General features: G+C 60.2%; 19 protein-coding genes. 9 read left to right on the top strand and 10 right to left on the bottom strand.

Annotated elements, in window-relative coordinates; translation table 11 throughout:
• Positions 1 to 100 precede the first annotated feature (100 nt).
• From GDN47_RS25475 to GDN47_RS25445, 7 genes are all read right to left on the bottom strand, one after another.
• The gene (locus tag GDN47_RS25475; protein ID WP_152094535.1) at positions 101 to 544 is read right to left on the bottom strand and encodes a type II toxin-antitoxin system VapC family toxin; all 444 of its coding nucleotides are present in this window, start codon (positions 542 to 544) and stop codon (positions 101 to 103) included.
• On the bottom strand, positions 541 to 807 hold the full coding sequence (locus GDN47_RS25470; RefSeq protein WP_113333363.1) for a type II toxin-antitoxin system Phd/YefM family antitoxin: 267 nt from the start codon (positions 805 to 807) through the stop codon (positions 541 to 543). The genes GDN47_RS25475 and GDN47_RS25470 overlap by 4 nt, the downstream gene beginning before the upstream one ends.
• Before the next feature lie 100 nt (positions 808 to 907).
• Positions 908 to 2,104, bottom strand: a complete 1,197-nt coding sequence (locus GDN47_RS25465) for a glycoside hydrolase family 172 protein (protein WP_152094534.1) — start codon at positions 2,102 to 2,104, stop codon at positions 908 to 910.
• A 27-nt stretch (positions 2,105 to 2,131) separates the two neighbouring features.
• Positions 2,132 to 2,980, bottom strand: coding sequence for a carbohydrate ABC transporter permease (locus tag GDN47_RS25460; protein WP_113333361.1), 849 nt, complete (start codon positions 2,978 to 2,980; stop codon positions 2,132 to 2,134).
• The gene (locus tag GDN47_RS25455) at positions 2,970 to 3,914 is read right to left on the bottom strand and encodes a carbohydrate ABC transporter permease (protein ID WP_152094533.1); all 945 of its coding nucleotides are present in this window, start codon (positions 3,912 to 3,914) and stop codon (positions 2,970 to 2,972) included. Before GDN47_RS25455 ends, GDN47_RS25460 begins: the two co-directional genes overlap by 11 nt.
• A 62-nt stretch (positions 3,915 to 3,976) precedes the next feature.
• Entirely contained in the window at positions 3,977 to 5,329 is a 1,353-nt protein-coding gene (locus tag GDN47_RS25450) for an ABC transporter substrate-binding protein (RefSeq protein WP_152094532.1), read from the bottom strand.
• Positions 5,330 to 5,388: 59 nt separating this feature from the next.
• Positions 5,389 to 6,393, bottom strand: a complete 1,005-nt coding sequence (locus GDN47_RS25445; RefSeq protein ID WP_113354638.1) for a LacI family DNA-binding transcriptional regulator — start codon at positions 6,391 to 6,393, stop codon at positions 5,389 to 5,391.
• A 202-nt stretch (positions 6,394 to 6,595) separates the two neighbouring features.
• Between GDN47_RS25445 and GDN47_RS25440 the strand changes: the two genes are divergently transcribed.
• Genes GDN47_RS25440 through GDN47_RS25430 form a run of 3 tightly spaced genes read left to right on the top strand, consistent with a single transcriptional unit; the run spans position 6,596 to position 8,308 of the window.
• Complete coding sequence (locus GDN47_RS25440; RefSeq protein ID WP_145323589.1) at positions 6,596 to 7,186, top strand: hypothetical protein; 591 nt, start codon at positions 6,596 to 6,598, stop codon at positions 7,184 to 7,186.
• Positions 7,183 to 7,746 carry a DUF4352 domain-containing protein gene (locus tag GDN47_RS25435; RefSeq protein WP_152094531.1) on the top strand — a complete coding sequence of 188 codons (564 nt, stop codon included), beginning with the start codon at positions 7,183 to 7,185 and terminating at the stop codon, positions 7,744 to 7,746. Before GDN47_RS25440 ends, GDN47_RS25435 begins: the two co-directional genes overlap by 4 nt.
• Positions 7,736 to 8,308 carry a hypothetical protein gene (locus GDN47_RS25430; protein WP_152094530.1) on the top strand — a complete coding sequence of 191 codons (573 nt, stop codon included), beginning with the start codon at positions 7,736 to 7,738 and terminating at the stop codon, positions 8,306 to 8,308. Before GDN47_RS25435 ends, GDN47_RS25430 begins: the two co-directional genes overlap by 11 nt.
• Positions 8,309 to 8,342: 34 nt before the next feature.
• Here the strand turns inward: GDN47_RS25430 and GDN47_RS25425 are convergent, their stop codons facing one another.
• Positions 8,343 to 9,674, bottom strand: coding sequence for a hypothetical protein (locus tag GDN47_RS25425; protein WP_152094529.1), 1,332 nt, complete (start codon positions 9,672 to 9,674; stop codon positions 8,343 to 8,345).
• A 57-nt stretch (positions 9,675 to 9,731) separates the two neighbouring features.
• Entirely contained in the window at positions 9,732 to 10,874 is a 1,143-nt protein-coding gene (locus GDN47_RS25420) for a LacI family DNA-binding transcriptional regulator (protein ID WP_233790125.1), read from the bottom strand.
• 369 nt (positions 10,875 to 11,243) lie between these two features.
• Between GDN47_RS25420 and GDN47_RS25415 the strand changes: the two genes are divergently transcribed.
• The 3 genes from GDN47_RS25415 to GDN47_RS25405 all read left to right on the top strand — a co-directional run bounded on the left by GDN47_RS25415 (position 11,244) and on the right by GDN47_RS25405 (position 14,980).
• Positions 11,244 to 12,200, top strand: a complete 957-nt coding sequence (locus GDN47_RS25415) for a sugar-binding protein (RefSeq protein WP_113333353.1) — start codon at positions 11,244 to 11,246, stop codon at positions 12,198 to 12,200.
• 102 nt (positions 12,201 to 12,302) lie between these two features.
• On the top strand, positions 12,303 to 13,844 hold the full coding sequence (locus GDN47_RS25410) for a sugar ABC transporter ATP-binding protein (protein WP_152094528.1): 1,542 nt from the start codon (positions 12,303 to 12,305) through the stop codon (positions 13,842 to 13,844).
• Between the two features lie 128 nt (positions 13,845 to 13,972).
• Positions 13,973 to 14,980 carry an ABC transporter permease gene (locus GDN47_RS25405; protein WP_113333351.1) on the top strand — a complete coding sequence of 336 codons (1,008 nt, stop codon included), beginning with the start codon at positions 13,973 to 13,975 and terminating at the stop codon, positions 14,978 to 14,980.
• Between the two features lie 640 nt (positions 14,981 to 15,620).
• On the opposite strand, the gene GDN47_RS25400 is transcribed toward GDN47_RS25405, so the two are convergent.
• Positions 15,621 to 16,523, bottom strand: a complete 903-nt coding sequence (locus GDN47_RS25400) for a LysR family transcriptional regulator (RefSeq protein ID WP_113354631.1) — start codon at positions 16,521 to 16,523, stop codon at positions 15,621 to 15,623.
• Between the two features lie 136 nt (positions 16,524 to 16,659).
• Here GDN47_RS25400 and GDN47_RS25395 point away from each other — a divergent pair, with 136 nt between their 5' ends.
• From GDN47_RS25395 to GDN47_RS25385, 3 genes are all read left to right on the top strand, one after another.
• Positions 16,660 to 17,886, top strand: coding sequence for an HlyD family secretion protein (locus GDN47_RS25395; protein ID WP_113354630.1), 1,227 nt, complete (start codon positions 16,660 to 16,662; stop codon positions 17,884 to 17,886).
• A gap of 77 nt (positions 17,887 to 17,963) precedes the next feature.
• Entirely contained in the window at positions 17,964 to 19,571 is a 1,608-nt protein-coding gene (locus GDN47_RS25390) for an MDR family MFS transporter (RefSeq protein WP_113354629.1), read from the top strand.
• 48 nt (positions 19,572 to 19,619) lie between these two features.
• The gene (locus GDN47_RS25385; protein ID WP_371865534.1) at positions 19,620 to 20,807 is read left to right on the top strand and encodes an adenylate/guanylate cyclase domain-containing protein; all 1,188 of its coding nucleotides are present in this window, start codon (positions 19,620 to 19,622) and stop codon (positions 20,805 to 20,807) included.
• Positions 20,808 to 21,060 lie beyond the last annotated feature (253 nt).

Here is a 21,060-nt window from a genome sequence, read left to right as displayed (position 1 = left end):
GATGCATGAAAGGGAAATGCCGGTAGCGCATGCTTACCAAGCCATGTGCTCCAGCTTGCTGTTTTTGCAATTGCCAGGACGCTCTATTCAAACCGGAGCATTAGCGCGCGAGTTGGTCTGGCGACTGGACGGGGATTTCAAACGGTAGGAAGTGTTTGAGATTGGCTGTGATCACGACGAGCCTATGAACACTTGCCGTTCCTGCGATGACTGCATCCGCCGCGCCTGGATCATGCCCGGCAATGACCGCCTTCGCCTCGAGCCTTCCGGATTCAAGCGCAACATCCTTGTCGACGGGCAGGATGTGATCACCATACCCGGCAATTAGCCCTTGTAGCCAAGTGTGAATCCCTGCTGCCTTTGTCTTCGCACCTTTTGCTTCCAATAACCGAACGCCCTTTTCGATCTCGTGGATAGTCAACGCAGAAAGATAGATTGCGTCCCGCCGATCCTGTTCATCCACCCATTCGGCAAACGTGTTCGATGCACTTGCCTTGGAGGGGGCGAACATGGAGATCGCGTTGGTGTCGAGAAGAAAGCTCACAAATCGACCTCACGAGAGGGAGCGGGATTTCTTGAGAAAACATCATCGCTAGGATCGAAATCACCCGGAAAGGTCTTCAGATATTGCACCAGGCTCGGCCGGCCGCTCCGGATCGCCTTTCTTGCCGCCTCGGCCACCCCCACGCTAACGACGACGGCTGCAGCGCGCCCGTGGCGCGTAATCGTCACGAACTCACCGGCGGCAGCCTGATCGACGACATGGGAAAATGACGCCTTGGCATCCTTTAAGCTGATCGTTGTCATGGCGAATCCCTAAAAGGTCACATATGACCTCTTTTAGGGATGCATTTGTGCAAAATCAAGGCATGGAATAGCGATTGTAGTGAAGTTCAGGCTGCCGCTCTCAGCCCCTCGCCTTCTTCACGGCGATCTCCATTTCCTTGAATGGCCGGCGGAAGGTCGGCACGCGCTCCGCGACCTCGGGGAATGCGCCGAACGGCCTGTGCGGCTCGGCCTGATACCAGAAGGCGACCGAGGAAATATCGTCGGAGCGTCGGTTGGCATGGCCGTGCTCGATCGTCACGCGGATGTGCTTCTGAAAGATCGCCGGATCTTCGATATGCCAACGGTAGAGCGTCACCGGCTCGGTCCAGTTTGGACCGCCGGCGGCGATGATGCCATGATAAGGCGCGCTGTATTCCTGGGTCGGGCACCATGCCGTATTGAAATAGTCCTCGGTGCCGGTGCCGTGCAGGGTCGGCGGCCAGGCGTCGTTGGCACCGGATGCGGATTCATCTCGCGGTTCGATCAGCCCCGCCTTCGGCCCGATGCGCGGATCGGGCTTGCGCACCGTGTCCCGCACCGAGAGCCCCTGTTCGCCGTCGATGAAGATCATGTCATCGCCTTCGCCGTACCAATCCCACACCTCGGAGCGGCGGCGTGAATAAACGCTGTAGAGAACGCCGACATAGTGACCGCGGCCTTCGGCCTCGAGGATCGTGTAGTTTTCCTTGCCGTCGACATTCTCGCCGCCGAAGAGATATTCCTCGTTGGTGAGGCCCGCGTCGCTCATGCCTTGCGGCTGAGACTGGCGATATTGCGCGTGGAAGCGTCCCATGTCCTCCTCTAGCGTCTGATGAAGCTCGAGATCGACATAATAGTAGAATAGCAGGTCGTGTTCGGCCTCGTTCGTCACCGTGAGCTTCATGTGCGAGCCGAAGGGCATGGGGAAGTAGCAGTTGAACGCCTTGCCGTCTTCGGGACTCGCCTGCATCGGCAGGCTGGCGTAATTCGCCGTGCGGCCGTGACCCATGCCGAAGAAATCACCGATCGGTGCCTCGATGCTCGGCGCCGTCTCGCCATCCCAGTAGGCGCGAAGCACGATCTTGCGCAGGAAATTCTCGCTCTCGCAGGCAAGCGTCGCCCAGATATGGGTGATGATGCCGGCGCCCGAGTGCTCGGCGATCACCTCCGTCTTTCCCGGCTCGATATGGAAGCGGTCGTCGTTGCCGCCGGTGCGGTCGTAGCTCGAAAAGCGGCGCGTCCTTGCTTCGCGCAGTTTAGCCAGCCCACGCAAGGGTGAAAGGCCGAGATTGCTCATAGATGTCTCCTGTCTTGAGGAAAACGGCTATTTCAGGCCGCTGGTCTTCAGCGAGTCCATGATCTGCCGCTGGAAAATCACGAAGAGGACGAGGGTGGGGATGGCGACGATGGTGGAGGCCGCCATCATGTAGTTCCAGGAAGCCGAATACTGGCTCTTGAAGTTGGCGATGCCGACCTGCACCATCCAGAGGTTCGGATTGGAGGTGATCGTCAACGGCCAGAGGAAGGAATTCCAGTTGGCGAGGAAGAACAGGATAGCGAGCGCCGACATGATCGGCCGGCTCAATGGCAAAATGACGCTCCAATAAATCCGCCAGTAACCCGCGCCGTCGATCACCGCCGCCTCCTCGATCTCGCGCGGCAATGAAAGATAGTACTGCCGCAGCAGGAAGATGCCGAAGGCGTTGAAGATCGCGGGAATGATGAGGCCCGCATAGGAATTGATCATGCCCATCGCCTTGACGATGATGAAGAGCGGTACGATCACCACCGGCAGCGAGACGAGAAAGGTCGAGAAGATCGCCAGGAATATGATCTCACGGCCTGGAAAGCGCAGGCGCGCGAGCGCATAGCCAGCCATGGTGTGGAAGAAGAGCGCGACGATCGTCACCGTCGCCGACACAAGGAAGCTGTTGAGCATGTAGCGAATGAAGGGTACGCCCGTCAGCACATAGATGAAATTGTCGAGCGTCGGCGCTTCCGGTATCAGCGATGAGGAGAAGGATTCGGCTGCCGGCTTGAAGGCGATCGAGACCATCCAGAGCAACGGAAACAGCGTCATCAGCGCCAGGATGGCAGCGATCAGCATCCACAGGCAGCGTACCAGCGTTACCTGCGATCGCGCGAGATAGGCGTTGGAGGCATCATTCGGCATGATCGAAACGTCCTCCGCGCGTGACGGCGAAGAAAGTGGCTGTCACAGCCATGAGCGCGATGACCAAGATCGAGGACATCGCGGCCGCATAGCCGAAGGCGCCGAAAGAAAAGGCTTGCTGATAGATGTAGACGATCAGCACCGCCGTCGAATTGGCCGGGCCGCCCTTGGTCATGACGTAGATGATGTCGAAGGCCTGGGCACCGGCAACGGCGGCAACCATCGACACCATGAGAACGAAGAAACTCGTCGGCTTCAAGAGCGGCAGCGTGATATATCGGAAACGCTTGACCGGGCCGGCGCCATCGATCATCGCCGCCTCGTAATACTCCTTTGGTATGTCCTGCAGGCCACCTAGGAAGATCAGCATATAGAAGCCCATCAGGAACCAGACGCTGACAAGCACGACGGTGATCAATGCGAAATTCGGATCGCCGAGAAATGAAATAGCGGGAAGACCGAGGTTCGCCATGGTCTGACCAACGACGCCGATCTTGTCGATCACCATGAATTGCCAGACAAGGGCGACGACCACGAGGCTCACCATGTTTGGCGCGAAGAACATCGACCGCATGACGGCATTGAAACGGTTGGTCTGCTGCACGAGAAGCGCCAGCCCCAGACCGGTCACGTAAAGCGAGGGCACGAGCATGACGGCATAAAGCGCCGTCACCCTCGCTCCCTTCCAAAACAGGGGGTCGTGCCACATGCGGATATAGTTCTTGGCGCCGACGAAATTGTAGCCACCGAAGCCGTTGACTTCATAGACGCTCAGGGCGAGCGACAGAAGCATCGGCACGCCGAGAAACAGAAAGAGGCCGAGGGCGTCGGGCAATACGAAGAGGTAGCCCGCGATCCACTCGCGATGCCGGGCGGAAAGGCCTTTGCGCCTGCCATTCGCATGGCTTGTCGTCGCATCTGCAATTGTCGTCATGATCTCGTCCCGGAAGGAGAGACGGCCGCTTGAGCGGATTGCCGCGGCGGCCGACGTTTCTTTTAAAGGATCGGCGCGCCGCTATAGGAACCAAGGAACGCGTCGAGCTGCTGCGAGGCCGAGGTTGCCGCCGCCTGAGGATCGGCGCCGCCGAGCTGCGTCTGCTGGATCGCATCGGAAATGATCTTGTAGACCTCTGGCGGCACGCGCGGTTCGGCACGCGCGCCCGGATAGACATCGGAGGCGAATTTGCCGATCATGCCGGTCTTGAAGGCATCGCCGCCGGCGGCAAGAGCGCTTTCGCGCGGTGGCATGTCCGACTTGCCTTTGGTGCACCAATCGGCGACGCGCTGAACGGAGCCTTTATCCTTGGAGGCCAGCGCCCAGGCACAGAACTGTGCCGCCGCATCCGGATTCTTGCTCTTGGCGTTGGCGACGAAGGCCCAGCCGCCGCCGACGGTCACATATTTGCCATTTGGCGGTGTCGGCAGGCGGAAGACGCCATATTTGAAATCCTTGGCGTTGCTCTGCAATTGCGAGATGCCCCAGATGCCGACATTCTGGATGGCGCAATAGCCCGAGGCGAGGTTGGCGACGGTGTCATTGGCGCCGCTGCCCATCACCTGGCGCGGAGCCGCCCCCGAGTTGACGGCATCCTGCCAGAACTTCAGAGCCTGCACGGTGGCGGGAGAATCGAAGGCGCTCTTGCCGTCCTTGCCCTGGAATTCGCCGCCTCCCTGCCAGAGGAAGGGATACCAGGTGAAGTTCTGATAGTAGCCCGGCTGGGTCTCGAAGAGCACGCCGAAACGCTTCGGCGTCGTCAGCTTCTTGGCAAGCTCAAGCAGATCGTCCCAGGTCTTCGGAACGTCGTTTTCGTTGAGCTTCGCCTCTTCGAAAGCCTTGACCGAATAGTACATCGCCATCGGCTCGACTTCCATCGGAATACCGTAGATCTTGCCATCGACCATGCGGTTGGCGATCACGCTTTCGGGAAAATCCTCCTTGGCATCGATATGGGGCGTCAGGTCCTGCAGGACGCCACCATTGTAATAACGCAGGAAATCGCCCGGCGAGATCAGGAAGATGTCCGGCCCCTCGCCAGAGGCGAATGCGGTCGCGAGCTTCGGTCCATTGATGTATTCCGCGTTCGGCACATATTCAAGTTCAACCTTTTGCGGATGGCTGTCGTTCCAGGCCGCAACCGCTTTCTCGAACCAGTCGATCTGGCTCTGGACCGGGCCGCCCGGCGCGTAGAACTGCCAGAACTTCAACGGCGCGCCTTGCGCACGGACGGCCATGCGCGAAATGTAGGGAAAACCGCTCAACCCGGCAGCCGCGCCGGCGGCGAGGATCGCGCCGCTCTTGAGCACGCCGCGACGGGTGGCGGGGGCGATGAACTTATCCTTACCAGTCATGACTTCCTCCCATTTTGCGTTGCCGTCACCACTCTCCTCCCGGGTGACGGAGCCTCAATTCATGCGGTATCGTAGGCGTGTAGATTGCAGGGGATCACGTCCGAACGCGCGGGCCCGGCATAAGCTCCCGAAAGCCGCTCCAGCAGCATCTCGGTCGCGCGGTGGGCAAGCAGCGACGGCGTGTTGCCGACCCTTGTGATCCGCGGCCTGACATATTCGAGCTGCGGCTGGTCGCCGAAGACGGCGACGCCGATATCCTTCGGCACGCTGATGCCACGATCGAAGAAGGCGGCGAGCGCTCCCGCCGCCATCAGGTAGTTTCCGAAGAAGATCACCGACGGCAGGTTGTCGCCATGGCTTGCCAGAAGCCAATCGACCGCCTCTTGCCCTGACGGACCAAGATAACTTCCTTCCCGCCGCAGTTCGGCGATCGGCTCGACGCCGTTGTCACGCAAGCCCTGCTCGAATCCGGCGGCGCGCGCCATGGCCTCGGCGAAGAAGGACGGGCCGGTCAGATGCGCTATGCGACGATGGCCCTTCTTCGCCAGATAGGTTCCCATCTGATGGCCGCCGCCGAAATCGTCGATCTTGACACTGTCGACCGCCTTGTTTGGCAGGTCGCCGATGAACACGGTCGGCAGATCGATTTCAAGCAGCGCGTCATGCATGCCGTGCAGCGCGAAATCGCCGACGATAAGACCGTCAATGCGCCGGCTACGGATCTGGCGGAGATAGTGCTCGCCGTGCTCCTGTGAATGGCCTCCGGGAACATCGGTATTGAAGATCAGGAGATCGACCCCGATCGCCTCGAGATCGGATTGCGCCGCCTGCACCATCTCCGGATAGAAGGGGTTGCGGATATCCGGGATCAGCATGGCAACGAGATTGGTGCGGCCGGTCCTGAGGCTTTGGGCGAGCGGGTTCGGCACATAACCAAGCTCCGCGATTGCCTCTTGAACGCGCTTGCGCAAATCCGCCGAGACACGGTCGGCATGATTGAGCACATGCGACACTGTGGTCGGCGACACTCCGGCACGTTTGGCAACTTTGGCGATTGTGGTCATGCGCGCAGGCTACGGCATTGTAAATCGATTTGCAAATGCTTTTGCAAATCGATTTACCAGGTGCCTATCCGGTGACATCAGCACATATTCCAGCGCTCCGGCACCACCCACCCTTGCCGTATCGACCGGCTGAACCAAATAGAGATTGCCGCCCGCTCTTCGGATGCAGGCCGCGAAAGTCACCACCCGATCGCATCAGGCAATGAATCAGTCCGCCATCAGCAAAGCGAACAAGGCGCTCCATACACGAATCATCGCCGGTATCGGCGGCCTTCTGGCGGGCGCACTCTCGCTTGGGTATTCGATCTACCAAACCCGCGAAGAAGCGGAAGTGGCACAGGTGGCGCCTGGCAAACCCGTCGATGCCGGCCAATGGATGGTGACGCTTCATTCCGGCGGCGTCGCTGCCGAAACGCCGGATGGCCGACACCTTCCCGATGGCAAGAAAGCGCTGACACTCGATCTGACCCTTGAGAACATGACGGCGGAAAGCTCGAATTCCTATCGGGATACGCTGAAGCTCGAAAATCTCGAAAATCCGCCGGTCCCGCAATTCTATCTCGTCCGGGACAATGATTTGCTTTGGGACCTTCAGCCGATGATGCCGGAAAAGGTCAAGGTCGTCTGGCAATTGCCCGCGACGCAGGCGCTTCCCAAAGTGCTGAATGTCGCGATCGTGGGAACCACTTACAAGCCGAAGGACAATCTCTATGCCGCGCCGGGCTGGTTCAATCCGAACGACGTGGCGCGCGTCGGCTTGCCGCTTTCGGCGGGGCAAGGAGCAAATCCTTGACACGTCTCTTGCTTTCCGTGTTGCTCGTCGGCGTGGCCGCCCTGCTCCTGGCTTTCCTGCAATCGACGACACCGAGCTACGCCGTTCTAACCGGTCCCATCGAAACGTCGGGACCGCAGAAGGACACCGTGTCGAGCAAGACGTTCAGCGTCAAGGTCGCCAAGTTCCTGCGCGCGAAAACGATCGCATTCACCTCTTACGGCAAGCCGGTCGAGCGACAGACCGAAGGCGTCTGGCTGATCGTCAGTGTCGAGCTGCAGTCGAAATATGACACGATGACCATCCAGGCCGCGGCGATTGAAGGAGCTTCCGGCCGCTCCTACCGGCAGACCCATCGTGCCGATGGTGCCCCTCGCCTTCTGCCATCCAGGGACTTGCAGCCGGGCCTGCCGACCTCAGGCATCTTCATCTTCGAACTGCCGGAAGACGAAACGAGCAATATGACACTGGTGCTTTCCAGGCAGCCATCACCTCAGCTGGATTCGGAAATTCGCGTCAAGCTCGACGGTGGAAGCGTCGAGACCCGCGACCGCGCGGAGATCGGTAATAATGGCGTCTAGACGAGAACGACGGCTTTGGTTGGCATCTCTGCTTAGCCTGCCCTTCTTGCTCGCCGGCTATTATGCCATCAACGCATGGCGCAACGCCGAGGATTACATCAAGCGAAGCGAGCTGCGCGTAAGCGGCAATATCGGCGGGCAGACCTATGCCAAGGCCTCCTGGACACTCGACCAGGCAAGGGTGATCGGCGACGGACGTGACGGGAAAATGACCTTCCCCGGCCAGATGCGCCTGGTGATCGTAAGGCTGGCCGCGAGAGCCGAAGACGATATCGGACAGTCCTGGGCTCAATGCAGCCTGACCCTGACGGACCCGAAGGGCCGTCGCTGGCAGCCCCTCAATTTCATTCTCTCCAAGGATCTCAGCCGCGACCTCGATCCACAGGCCACTCCCATCGATGGCTGCGATACCGTATCGCGCCAGCCGCCCTCCAAAAGCGCAAATACGCTCATGGAGGAAAAATTCGTCGTGCCGGCCGACGCAATCCCCTCCTTGTCGGCACAGCTGAGCTTCGCTTCGACGAGACCGGACGCCATATCCTTTCCGCTGCGGCTGAATTAAAGCAGAGCCACGAGAGGCTGAACCGCTGCGTGCTTCAGCTTCCGCCGCGGCGCCATTCCCGCCCCTGCGCGAAACCGATTTCCAGAGCCGCGGCAAGCAGGCAGATCTTTATCGGCATGATGAGGACGCCGTCACCCGGCGCGCTGGGACTGCCGAAGACGAGCGAAATGGCCTGCGCGATCATCTGCCACAAAGGCAGATCGTGCGGACCGATCAGCCTGGAGAGGCCGTACCAGGCCCAGGCCGAGCTCCAATCCAGCAGCCGGTAAAGCAGAATGACTGATAGCATCAGCCCGAGACCGGAGCCGAGTGTCAGCCCGACACCCTCGGCCAAGGCACGATAGCGTTTTGCCGTGCCCGCGATGAAATGCGAAATGAAATCACGGATCGCCTTTGGCAGCGACCGCCAGCGCGAAACCGTGCGCGCCAACCGGCCCTCCGTCAGCGGGCGCTCGCCATTGATGTCGTAGCCATAGACCAAGGCTGCGAGCGTCAGCCAGACGACGGGATAAAGAGCATAAAGGAACAGGCCGCGCATTTGCCTGGAAAAGGAAAGCGACGCGTCCTCCGCCGTCGGCGGAAAGATGGTGGCCGCCGCGGCATCGCCGACCGGATTGAGAAAGCCGAAAAAATGCCCGATCGTTTCGGGGAGCTTGGCGACCCTGGAACGGATGTCGCCTTCCCAGGTCGAAATAACAAAGAGACCGATGAAGGCCCAGTTCGCCTCACAAACAACGATGATGACAGCCCAGACAGGCGCTTTCGAACGCGAATGCATGAATTTGGCAAAGCGCCTGACCGCCCAGGCGATGGCAACCGAGACGAGGAGCCAGGCACTGCTGCCGAATTTCAGAGGATTATAATCCTCCCCGAACGGCATCAGGTCGAGCGATAGCCTGGAATATTCCCTCACCGTGTCGCCGAGAAATCCCCAGGCGGCATAGTAGGCGAAGAATGGCACGAGGGTCAGCGCGAGTATCGAGGTAAAGCTGGGCGTCGCGGCGCCGTCGCCGGTATCGGTTTCCGGCGAGGCAGCCGCAGCGCGCGAGGCGGCGTCAAGCGAGGCCAACCCGGGTCGCACGGTCTCGAACAGCGCGACGATAATGACAAGCTTCAGGAGAACGACAAGGGCCAGGGTAGACAGCCCGGCCAGCGCATTCAGCCGGCCGATCATGACCGCCAGTTCGTTGAGAAGCGAATTTCCGATCAGGCCGAGCAGCCACAGCGCCATCAGCTGCGGCCAGAAGCGCCACAGCAGTCGCAGGGTGAGCGACGGCAGCCGGAACGAAAGCCGGAGCGGCGGGCGGGTATCCGGAGAGAGAACCGTCATGACGCGCATCGTAGCAATCGAACCGTCAGTCGCCAAGACGCCTCTACAGGTTGCCAGGCGAACGGATCGCCCCGCGCCTGCCGGCGAATCCGATCAAACCTTTCGCACCTTGCGCCCGGTTCTGATGCCAGCCGGTGCGGCAACCGACGCACGTTTGACAAGCGAGCATTCGAGCTTGGTGATCTGGTAGCGGCGCTCTCGCGGCAAGACGGCCGTTTCCAGATGCTCGATCGCCCATTGGCCCATTGCCGTGTGAGGAAGGACCGAGGTCGTCAGGGGCGGCACGAGATGACGGCAGATGTCCTCGTCGTCATAACCCATGACCGACATGTCCTCCGGAATGTGGAGGCCAGCCTCCTTCAGCGCTTCGTAGCAGCCAATGGCGGTGCGGTCGTTCTGGCAGAAAATCGCCGTCGGGCGCTCGCGGAGCGCAAGTAGTTTCATGGTGCCGGCATAGCCGGCGCTCGCCGACCAGTCACCCTCTATGACAAGCTCCGGATCGAATGGAATGTCGGCCGTCGCCAGGGCGCGACGATAACCGGTCAATCGATCCTGGGCGGCCTGCATCCACGGTTCGCCCGTGATCGTCGCGATGCGATGATGCCCATGTGAGATCAGATGCCGGGTCGCGGTCTGCCCGCCGGCGATTTCGCTCGGAACGACGGACGGAAAGGCATAGTCGGACGTATAGCAATTCAGAAGAATGATCGGGATATTGAGATCATAAAGATAATCCGGCACCTCCACCTCGCGGGTGAAGATCGTCATGTAGATGAGCGCCGAGATGCCGCTGTTGGTGAGCGCCTTGATCGCTCTCGGCTCCATGACAGGATCACTCATGGTCTGTGCGACGAGCAGAACGTTTCCGGCATTCCAGCAGGCCTGGCGCGCTCCTTCGATCGCGACAACCGCCTCCGGACTGGTTGCAAGCTGGTCGACGGCAAAGCCGATGACGCCATCGAGCCTCGACGGAGACAGCAGCGCCGGCGGCGCGGCAAGCACCGGCGCGACATAGCCAAGCTGGCGGGCTGCCTCGATGACCCTCTCACGGGTCTGCTGCGATAGCCGCATGCCCGGCGTATTGTTGAGGACAAAGGATACTGCGCTTTGCGAACATCCAGCCGCCTTGGCGATATCGGTCATCGTGACCCTCGTACCGGAACGACGGCCGCTTCGCTTCGTTGCCCTGTTGTCGGTGGCCGTGCGATCGCCGTTCGCGGCCGATATCTTCTTCACTGCGTCTCATCTCCCCTGAAGCGAAAACGGCCTACGATCCCCACGGCCGCCTTCATGCGCTAATTTTTATTATCATCAATTGCACGATCTCGGCAACCGGCGCGGACAGGCATACAATCGCCACCCACATCTTTAAGCGCGAGATCGCTGGCAATTGAACCAAATAGCTAGATTTTCGAGAGTCCGCCGCTTCGCGCGCAGGCAACTGTATTACTAATACTATTTACTAATTGAAATTAGTCGTATACCGTCGGTGTCGTGGTGGGACGTGCCTTATCTCGCTTGGCGAGAAAACCCTGGGAGGGGGCTCAGGACGGCCTGCCGCGAGTTGCAACCAGATCCCGCAGGCGGATCTATGGGAGGACGATCATGAAATACGTAACACGGGGCGCTGCCGCCTTCGCGGCAGGGTTGCTGCTGAGCTATGCGACGGCGACCTATGCCGCGGACAAGCCCACTCTCGCATTTGTGGTCAACGGCGCGTCCGACTTCTGGAAGGCGGCCGAAGCCGGCGTCAAGAAGGCTCAGGCCGAATTGCCGGACTTCAACATGGAATTGAAATATCCTGAACAATCATCGGTCGCGATCCAGCAGCGATTGATGGAAGACCTCGTGGCGGCCGGCGTCAAGGGCATCATGGTTTCGGCCGTCGATCCCAAGACATCAACGGAGGGGCTGAACAAGATCGGCTCGGAAACGGCGCTGTTCACCACCGATAGCGATGCACCGGATACGAACCGCGTCGCCTATATCGGCTCATCGAACGTCGATGCCGGCAAGCAGGCCGCCGAGATCGCCAAGAAAGCCATGCCGAACGGGGGCAAATGCATCGGCTTCGTGGGACTTCTCGGCGCCGACAATGCCAAGGAGCGCATTCAGGGCATGAAGGATGGCCTGGCGGGCACGAAGATCGAATTGACCGACGTGCGCGGCGACGACATCGACCAGACGAGAGCGAAGAAGAATGTCGAAGACGCGCTCGTCGCGAGCCCTGACGTCACCTGCATGGTCGGCTTCTACTCCTACAACACGCCCCGCATCTATGAAGCACTGCGCGAAGCCGGCAAGCTCGGCCAGATCACCGTCGTCGGCTTCGATGATGATCCGATCACGCTCGGCGGCGTCAAGGAAGGAACGATCGCCGCGACGGTGGTGCAGCAGCCCTATCTCTGGGCCTATCAGGGCATGAAGCTGATGGCCGCCTACCTGAAGGGCGACAAATCGGGTATTCCCGCCAACAAGCTGATCATCATCCCGACGAAAATCATCGGCAAGGACGACGTCGATGCCTATGCGGCCAATCTGAAGGCCATGGCTGGCAATTAAGGCCAACCAGCAGCGCCGGTTGCGAGGACCGGCGCTGCTCGAATGCAGTTGCTCGCGTCGTCGCGGCTCTCGAAGCCACATCGCACAGGCATGATATTCGTTATGAACCAGCGCTCGGATAACTTGGCATCGGCTGAAACCACGATGCCCTTTCTCAGCCTTTCGGGAATCGGCAAGACCTATCCGGGCGTGGTCGCGCTCGATAATTTCTCGATGGACGTCAGCGCCGGCGAGGTGATCGGTCTTGTCGGCGAGAACGGCGCCGGCAAATCGACGCTCATGAAGATCCTTGGCGGCGTCGTCAGGCCGGATCATGGCAGTATTCGGCTCGATGGAGCCGAGCACGGGGCCTTCACGGTCGAAAGCAGCATCGCCTCCGGGATTGCCTTCGTCCATCAAGAGCTAAACCTTTTTGAAAATCTCGATGTCGCGGCCAATATTTTCCTTGGCCGCGAACCATTGCGCGGCGGCGCCCTGAAACTGGTCGACCGCGCCCGCCTGCGCGAGATGGTCGCCCCTCTTCTGAAGCGCGTCGGCGCCAATTTCTCGCCGGATACGCCGGTGGCGTCACTATCGCTTGCCCAGCAGCAGATGGTCGAGATCGCCAAGGCGTTGTCCATCAATGCCCGTCTCGTCATTCTCGACGAGCCGACCTCGAGCCTGCCGCTTGCCGAGACGGAAAAGCTGCTGGCCGTCATATCCTCGCTGAAAGCCGAAGGCATAAGCGTCATCTTCATTTCGCACCGCCTGCACGAGGTCGAACGTGTCGCCGATCGCGTCATCGTTCTGCGCGACGGGACGCTTGTCGGCACATTGGCGAAAGACGCCATCGACCATGATCGCATGGTGAAGCTGATGATCGGGCGGGCATTGGCCGCGCGCTCCGTGGAAGCGGCCCGTCCGCCGGGCGATATCGCCCTGAAGATCGCGGCGGTCCGCACAGCCGCCTATCCGGCGCAGCCCGTCAACCTGGATATCCGTTACGGTGAAATCCTGGGCCTTGCCGGTCTCGTCGGCTCAGGCCGGACGGAACTTGCCCGCGTCCTGTTCGGGGTCGACCATAGCTATGGCGGCACCATCGCCCTCAGTGGACAGGACCTGAAATTGCGATCCGCCAGGGACGCTGTCGCCAACGGCATTTTTCTCGTGCCTGAAGATCGCAAGCTGAATGGCATCCTGCTCGATATGCCGATCTCGCAGAACATATCGTTGCCCAACCTCCCGGCCTTTGCGCGCCGCTCCATGGTTTCGCCGGAGCGGGAAAATGCCATGGCCGAAACGCAGCGCAGGCAGCTTGCCATCAAGACGCCATCGATCGCGACCCGCACGGGCACGCTTTCGGGCGGCAACCAGCAGAAGGTCGTACTTGCCAAATGGCTGGCGATGCACCCGAAGGTGCTGATCTTCGACGAGCCCACCCGCGGTATCGATATTGGCGCGAAGAGCGAAATCTACAGCCTGATGCGCAAGCTTGCCGATGCCGGTGTGGCGATCCTGATGATCTCAAGCGACATGGAAGAGGTGATCGGCGTCTCCGACCGCATCGCCGTCATGCATGAGGGTCGGATCTCCGGCATCCTCGAAAAGGATCAGTTCAGTCAGGAAAACGTGCTTTTGCTGGCCGTCGGCAAAACGCTACACTAGAGTGGTTCAGCTATCCAAGGAAACCTGAACCGCTCTATCTCATTGTTTTTGCGCAATTTCCCGCGAAAGATGCTTCGCACTTCGCTTGGAATTGCTCTAACGGCCGCGGCCAATGGGAATTGATATCGATGAGTAAGAAAGATCTGGGCCTGCTTTTGTTGATTATCGTTGTCGGCATTGTCGTGACGATCATCAATCCGCGCTTCCTGTTGCCGATCAACCTCGCCAATACGTCGAACCTTATCGGCCTTTTCGGGATATTGTCGATCGGCCAGGCTTTCGTCATCATCACCGGCGGCATCGAATTGTCCGTCGGCTCGCTGGTTGCCTTGCTCGGCGTCCTGTTCATCGATTTCATCGCCGTCCAGAACATGCCCTGGGCGATCGCCCTGCCGCTGATCCTGATCCTTGGCGGCATTCTGGGAGCGATCCATGGCTGGCTGATTACCCGGCTCAACCTCCAGCCTTTCGTCGTCACTCTTTGCGGCCTCCTGATCTATCGTGGCGCGGCGCGCTTCTACACAGCGGACGGCACGGCAGGCTTCGCCTTCGGCCAGAACTTTCCCACCCTCGAATTCCTGACCGCCGGCCGCTTCTATGGCGTGCCGAACACCTTCATCGCGCTCGTGATCATCGCCGCCGTCATGTGGATCGTTCTGCATCGCTCCGTCTACGGCCGCTATCTCTACGCCATCGGCAAGAATGAGGAGGCGGCGAAATATTCCGGCATCCGCACCAGGAAGATGGTAACGGTCGCCTACATCATATGCGGCGTGCTGACGGCGCTTTCAGCGATCTATTTCGCCATGTACACCCGCTCCATTTCGCCGGCGAGCCATGGGCAATTCTATGAGCTCTACGCGATCGCCGCGGCGGTGCTTGGCGGCTTTTCGCTGCGTGGCGGTGAAGGATCGCTGATCGGCGTGGTGCTGGGCACGATCCTGCTGCAGGAATTGCAGAACCTCGTCAACCTTTTGGGTATCCCCTCCTCGCTCAACTTCGCCGTCATGGGCGGCGTCATCCTGATCGGCGTCTTGATCGATCAACAATGGAGCGCCATCCGGGCGCAACGGCGCCTCGCGTCGGCCGCACGCCAGGCGGAAACGCGCCAGCCCGCCGAACAACCGCAGTCATGATGCCGCCACCGGCCGGATCGACCCGAGGACGTCCTGTACGATCGGTAAGGCCATGCCACATGCCCGTGAATTTCAGGAAGGCGCCGACCTGTTGCAGACGAGGCATCCGTAAGCATGCATGATGATCCCATGCGTTTCGCAGCGCCTGAGGTCGCTCTCGGAAAAGGTCGAATGGATCGCCGCGCCGCTTGCCCTGATATTGTGTGGTCCGAATGCCGACACAGCATTCGCAAACGCATCAGGCGCGGCATCAGCCAGTCTTCCTTCGGCTCGTAGCCCAGCTTTTCCCAATCGACTTTCGATTCCGCGGCGGTGATCGCCCGAATTACAAAATTCCGATCCGCGGCAAATGTCGCGACGTGCCAGGGCATTTCGGCGATGTCGAATCCCACCGCCCCAAGTCCCAAGACCGCGTGATCTCGCGATGCGATCCAGGATGCAAACGCTTGATCCGACCTCCTTCGCGCCAACACCGAAGCAGCAATGGCGAGAACTTCCACGAAGACGTCGGTGAATCCGTTCTGCATCTGAATCGCAGGCAGCTCCGGACGACCCTCGCATGTTATTCGGTTCGCCATGGCTTTGAGATGGCTCCATTCACTGCTGCGTCACCGATGGACAGGACTCGGCCTTGTTGTGCTCAGGTCATCCACTTGCGGTGCTCGACGAAACGCTCCGCCAAAAGGTCGATGAACAATCGCACTTTCGTCGGCAGATGGCTACGGTTCGGATAGATCGCGCTGATCGTGAATTCCACGGCGCGATAGTCGGGCATGACACGCACGAGACGGCCAGCGGCGACCTCTTCGAAGACGATGAAACTCGGAGCGAGAAAGATGCCCTGCCCGCTCGCCAGGAGAAAGCGCAGCGTCTCCGCGCTGTTGGAGACGACATTGCCAGAAATCTTGACGCCCACCTGCTTGCCATCGGCATCCTCGAAACGCCATTCGTCGCCATACGGGTAATAGGTATATTGCAGGCAATTATGCTCCGCGAGGTCGGCCGGAACCTTCGGCATCGGATGTGTGTCACGATATTCGGGCGAGCAAACGAGCATGTGCCGCCAGGGCGCGAGCTTGCGCGCGACGAGTGTCGAGTCGGATGCGGGGAGGGTTCGGATCATCAGGTCGTAACCCTCCTCGACCATGTCGATCGACCGTTCGCCGACGTTGAAATCGAGCGAGATCGCGGGATATTGGGTCATGAATTCGTTGACGACGGGAAGCAGGAAGCGGACTATTGCGCCGCTGGTATAGAGCTTAAGCGTGCCTCGCGGCATGGTACTAAGCGCGCCGGCGGCCCGATCGGCCTCCTCGAGATCGGCCAGTATCTGTGAGGAACGCTCATAATAATATTTGCCGGTTTCCGTCAAACTGATCCGGCGCGTCGTCCGGTTCAGAAGCCGCGCACCCAAGCGGTCTTCCAACGATTGCACGTGATTGCCCACCATGGTGACGGACATGTTGAGCCGGCGGGCGGCGGCGGAAAAGCCGCCACATTCCACCACCCGGCCAAAGACTGTGAGGCTGGTCAACCGATCCATATTGTCCTCGGATTATCCACTGTGACTTGATGATCCTTCCCGATTTGAGGAGATTATCAGAAGGACGGTTCGGATGCATCTTCATCGCATCAAAATGACCCCGGGCAAAGGGGTGGCGCATTGAAGGAAACGGACGATGGTGGAACTCCCCCGCAACGAAGCGTTCAAGAACGCGAGCCAAGCCGACGCTGCTCCGGCCAACGAGGTCGCAAGGTCTCCCACGAGCGAAGCCCCGCGGGGTGTGACCGTCGAAGCGCCTGTCGCTTCGGCCACGCCCAAGACAGGCGGAAAGCTCATCAAGCGCGGCGTGCTGATCGCCGCGCTGCTGGCTGGCGTCGCGATCGCGGCGGATTTCGGCTATCGCTACTGGACGGTCGGGCGCTTCATCGAATCCACGGACGACGCCTACGTGAAGGCCGATTACACCACGATCGCGCCGAAGGTCGCCGGCTATATCAAGGATGTGCTTGTCAACGACAATGATAAGGTCAAGGTCGGCCAGGTGCTCGCCCGCATAGACGACCGCGATTTCCAGGCCGCACTTTCCCAGGCGAAGGCGGATCTGAAGGCCGCGGATGCGGCGATTTCCAACATCGATGCGCAGATCCAGCTGCAGCAATCGCTGATCGGGCAGGCCAAGGCGACGGTCGACGCGTCGCAAGCCTCCCTGGATTATGCGATATCGGATGCAGCGCGTTCGGCTCGGCTGATCACCAACGGCGTCGGCACACAGTCGCGCGCCGAAGAGACGGCATCGGCCAGAAAGCAGGCAGCCGCCGCCGTCGAGCGCGATCAGGCCGCGCTTGTCGCTGCTCAGAACAAGGTGCCGGTGCTTCAGACCCAGCGAGATCAGGCAGCCGCCCAGCGCGATCGGGCCGCTGCGGCCGTTCAGCAGGCCGAGCTCAATCTTTCCTATACCAACATCGTCGCCGCCGTCGACGGCACGGTCGGCGCCCGCTCGATTCGCGTCGGGCAGTATGTGACATCGGGAACGCAGCTGATGGCGGTGGTGCCGCTGCACTCGGTCTATGTCGTCGCGAACTTCAAGGAGACGCAGCTCACCTATGTACGTCCCGGACAGTCGGTCGAAATCAAGGTCGACAGCTTCCCGGACGTCACCATCAAGGGCCACGTCGACAGCCTCTCGCCGGCAAGCGGGCTCGAATTCTCGCTGCTGCCACCGGACAATGCGACAGGCAATTTCACCAAGATCGTCCAGCGCATACCGGTGAAGATCGTCATCGATGACGATAACCTCGTCGGTCTGCTGCGCTCAGGCATGTCGGTGGAGCCGGAAATCGACACCAAGGCCATCCAGACATCGACGACGGACGCACAAGGATTATCCAGCCACGCTGGATGATCCTTCCCGATCTTCATCGATTATCACCTCTGTATCGTCATGAGATTATTCCGGCATGAGCCGGAAGGAGACGCGCCGTGGCTACCCTTCAGATCGCCGCAAACAACAATTCAGCCGTATCCGCTCCGGTTGCCCGGCCCGCCATGAGCCCGCTGCGCATGTGGACCGCCGTCGTTGGTTCGACACTTGGCGCCTTCATGGCCGTTCTCAACATCCAGATCGTCAATGCCTCGCTTGCCGACATCCAGGGCGCGATCGGCGCTGGAACGGACGATGGCGGCTGGATCTCGACCTCCTATCTGATCGCCGAAATCGTGGTCATTCCCCTTAGCGCCTGGCTCGCCCGCGTCTTTTCCGTGCGCATCTATCTGCTGACCAACGCCCTCCTTTTCCTGCTTTTCTCGGTCGGCTGCGCCTTTGCCGCCAATCTGCAGCAGATGATCGTGCTGCGCGCCATACAGGGCTTCTCCGGCGGAGTGCTGATCCCGATGGCCTTCACGATCATCATCACCTTGCTCCCCAAGCCCAAGCAGCCGATCGGCCTCGCGCTCTTCGCCCTTTCGGCGACCTTCGCGCCGGCGATCGGGCCGACCATCGGCGGCTACCTCACGGAAAACTGGGGCTGGGAATATATCTTCTACGTCAATCTTGTGCCCGGCATTCTCATGATCGGCATGCTCTGGGCCTCGCTCGATCGCGCGCCGATGAACCTTTCGCTGCTCGCCAAGGGCGACTGGCCCGGCATCATCACCATGGCGGTTGGCCTTGCCGCGCTGCAGACCGTGCTTGAGGAAGGCAACAAGGACGACTGGTTCGGTTCCCCTTTCATAGTCCGCCTCTCTGTCATCGCCGCGGTCTCCTTGACGCTCTTTCTCATCATCGAGCTTCGCGCCGCCCATCCGCTCCTCAACCTGCGCCTGCTGGCGCGCCGCAATTTCGGCTTCGGCATCGTCGCCAATTTCCTGATGGGTGTCGCCCTCTATGGCTCGGTCTTCATCCTGCCGATCTACCTGACGCGTATTCAGGGTTACAATTCCGAGCAGATCGGCATGGTGCTTGCCTGGACCGGCATTCCGCAGCTCATCCTGATCCCGCTGGTGCCACGGCTGATGAAACGTGTCGATGCCCGCCTGCTGATCATCGTCGGCTTCGCGCTTTTTGCCGCTTCGAATTTCATGAATGTTCACATGACCGGCAACTATGCCAGCGATCAGCTCTTCTGGCCGAATATCGTGCGCGCCGTCGGCCAGGCACTCGCCTTCACGCCGCTGACGGCGATCGCCACCGCCGGCATCGAGCAGGAAAATGCCGGTTCCGCCTCGGCGCTCTTCAACATGATGCGCAATCTCGGTGGCGCGGTCGGCATCGCCGCGCTGCAGACCTTTCTCACCAAGCGCGAGCAGTTTCATTCCAACATCCTGACGAATTCGGTCTCGGCATTCGAAGAGGCGACCCGTGCCCGCGTTGTCAATCTGACGAATTACTTCATGAACCATGGTGTCAGCGACCAGGCGCTTGCCACGCACAAAGCGATCGTCGCCATCGCCGCCAGTCTTCGCAAGCAGGCCAACATCATGGCTTTCAGCGACACGTTCTTCCTGCTCGGCGTCGCGCTGGTCATCGCCCTCGTCGCGAGCCTGCTTCTGAAGAAACCCGGCCACCTTTCCGGCGGTGCGGCACACTGAGCGCCGCATCTCAAAGAGGAGGAGATAGCCATGACCCTGCTGCACGACATGCCCAAGACCTCGATCATCAATTCCAGGACGGGCCATATTGGCGTCAATACTGCGGCTACCCTCAGCCTGATCGAATGGCTGACAGGCGATGAATGCCACGCCCTCGACGAGGCCGGCCTCGTCGCCGGGCTCGGCCGCCGCCTGCGGGCCCTCGGCCTTCCCATCGATCGGTTGACGCTGCACCTGACGACGCTGCATCCCGAATTCATCGGCCGCACCTTCGCCTGGGCGCCCGGCGAGCCGGTCGAGATCCATGATCGCGAACATGGCTCGCGTCTCGCGCTTGCCAACACGCCGCTCATGAAGGCACAGGAGATGCGCGAACCGCTCGTCGTCGGTCCGGGTGAGAGTCCGCATGGGCGCTGGCAACACATCGACATATTTTCCGGCCGGGGGCTCGTGCAATTGATCGTGGCGCCGCTTTGCAACGCCGACGGACCGATCAGCTGCGCCGTCTTCGCCACGCGGCGGCCAGGCGGCTTCACATCCGGCGAGCATGACCTGATCGAGCGTATTCTGCCGGCATTGCGCAACACGTGCGAACTTCGCGTCCTAAGGCAATGCGAACTCAGCCTTCTCGACACCTATATCGGCCCGATGACGGCGAGCCGCATCCTCGCAGGACACATTCGTCGCGGAGAAATCGAATCCATGGAGGCCGCACTTCTGCTGTGCGACCTACGCGGCTTCACCGAGCTTTCCAATCGGCTGCCAGGCGGCACCGTGCTCGGGCTCTTGAACGCCTATTTCGACAAGGTGATACCGGCGATCACCCGCGAAGGTGGAGAGGTGCTGAAATTCATGGGCGATGCGGTTCTGGCATTCTTTCCAGGCGTCGATGCGACTGGAGCCTGCGATGCGGCGCTGACCGCGGCGAAGACAATTCTCGATGAAATAGGCGGCTTCGAATATGAAGGCATTCGTGTCAAGGTCGGTATAGCGCTGCACTATGGCGAGGTGAGCTACGGCAATGTCGGCTCCGGCAACCGCCTGGACTTCACCTTGATCGGCCCTGACGTCAATATCGTCAGCCGTATCCAGAACGTCTGCAGCGAGAGCGGCCAAGCGCTCCTGATATCAGGCCCATTCCAGCAAAAGGCTGATATCAACGATGCGATCTCGATCGGGCGGCAGCCGCTGAAGGGCTTCGCCAATGCGATGGAGCTGTTTGCGATCGCATGCTGACGCCGCCGATGAGAGGAGAGAGGTTGGGCCATCCGAGCATTCGGTCGATCCGTCGATTGCTTGGATGGGGTTTCCTCTCCGAATTTTCCCGCCAAACATGTGTTGCATTAAATCAACAACCAGTTTTTCCGTTTTCGAATGGCTCCGGGTCGGATTTACAAACAATCTGAATGTATATAGCTCTGTCGTCAGGACCTAATTAGCTTGCGATCTGGTGGGGTTGTTGTTTCAGCCGCCAGCTAACGAGGTCCTA

Origin of the sequence: Martinezella dioscoreae, assembly GCF_009176305.1 — a bacterium.
Taxonomy (GTDB): domain Bacteria; phylum Pseudomonadota; class Alphaproteobacteria; order Rhizobiales; family Rhizobiaceae; genus Rhizobium; species Rhizobium dioscoreae.
The sequence above is the reverse complement of the archived record's forward strand: the minus strand, read 5'-3'. Positions and strand labels throughout refer to the sequence as shown.

What these genes read in the sequence shown, in the direction of transcription:
- GDN47_RS25465 (WP_152094534.1), bottom strand. Translation starts at nt 2,104, where the DNA reads ATGAGCAATCTCGGCCTTTCACCCTTGCGTGGGCTGGCTAAACTGCGC.
- GDN47_RS25405 (WP_113333351.1), top strand. Translation starts at nt 13,973, where the DNA reads ATGAGTAAGAAAGATCTGGGCCTGCTTTTGTTGATTATCGTTGTCGGC.
- GDN47_RS25385 (WP_371865534.1), top strand. Translation starts at nt 19,620, where the DNA reads ATGCCCAAGACCTCGATCATCAATTCCAGGACGGGCCATATTGGCGTC.
- GDN47_RS25430 (WP_152094530.1), top strand. Translation starts at nt 7,736, where the DNA reads ATGGCGTCTAGACGAGAACGACGGCTTTGGTTGGCATCTCTGCTTAGC.
- GDN47_RS25415 (WP_113333353.1), top strand. Translation starts at nt 11,244, where the DNA reads ATGAAATACGTAACACGGGGCGCTGCCGCCTTCGCGGCAGGGTTGCTG.
- GDN47_RS25400 (WP_113354631.1), bottom strand. Translation starts at nt 16,523, where the DNA reads ATGGATCGGTTGACCAGCCTCACAGTCTTTGGCCGGGTGGTGGAATGT.
- GDN47_RS25395 (WP_113354630.1), top strand. Translation starts at nt 16,660, where the DNA reads ATGGTGGAACTCCCCCGCAACGAAGCGTTCAAGAACGCGAGCCAAGCC.
- GDN47_RS25470 (WP_113333363.1), bottom strand. Translation starts at nt 807, where the DNA reads ATGACAACGATCAGCTTAAAGGATGCCAAGGCGTCATTTTCCCATGTC.
- GDN47_RS25445 (WP_113354638.1), bottom strand. Translation starts at nt 6,393, where the DNA reads ATGACCACAATCGCCAAAGTTGCCAAACGTGCCGGAGTGTCGCCGACC.
- GDN47_RS25450 (WP_152094532.1), bottom strand. Translation starts at nt 5,329, where the DNA reads ATGACTGGTAAGGATAAGTTCATCGCCCCCGCCACCCGTCGCGGCGTG.
- GDN47_RS25460 (WP_113333361.1), bottom strand. Translation starts at nt 2,980, where the DNA reads ATGCCGAATGATGCCTCCAACGCCTATCTCGCGCGATCGCAGGTAACG.
- GDN47_RS25440 (WP_145323589.1), top strand. Translation starts at nt 6,596, where the DNA reads ATGAATCAGTCCGCCATCAGCAAAGCGAACAAGGCGCTCCATACACGA.
- GDN47_RS25410 (WP_152094528.1), top strand. Translation starts at nt 12,303, where the DNA reads ATGAACCAGCGCTCGGATAACTTGGCATCGGCTGAAACCACGATGCCC.
- GDN47_RS25455 (WP_152094533.1), bottom strand. Translation starts at nt 3,914, where the DNA reads ATGACGACAATTGCAGATGCGACGACAAGCCATGCGAATGGCAGGCGC.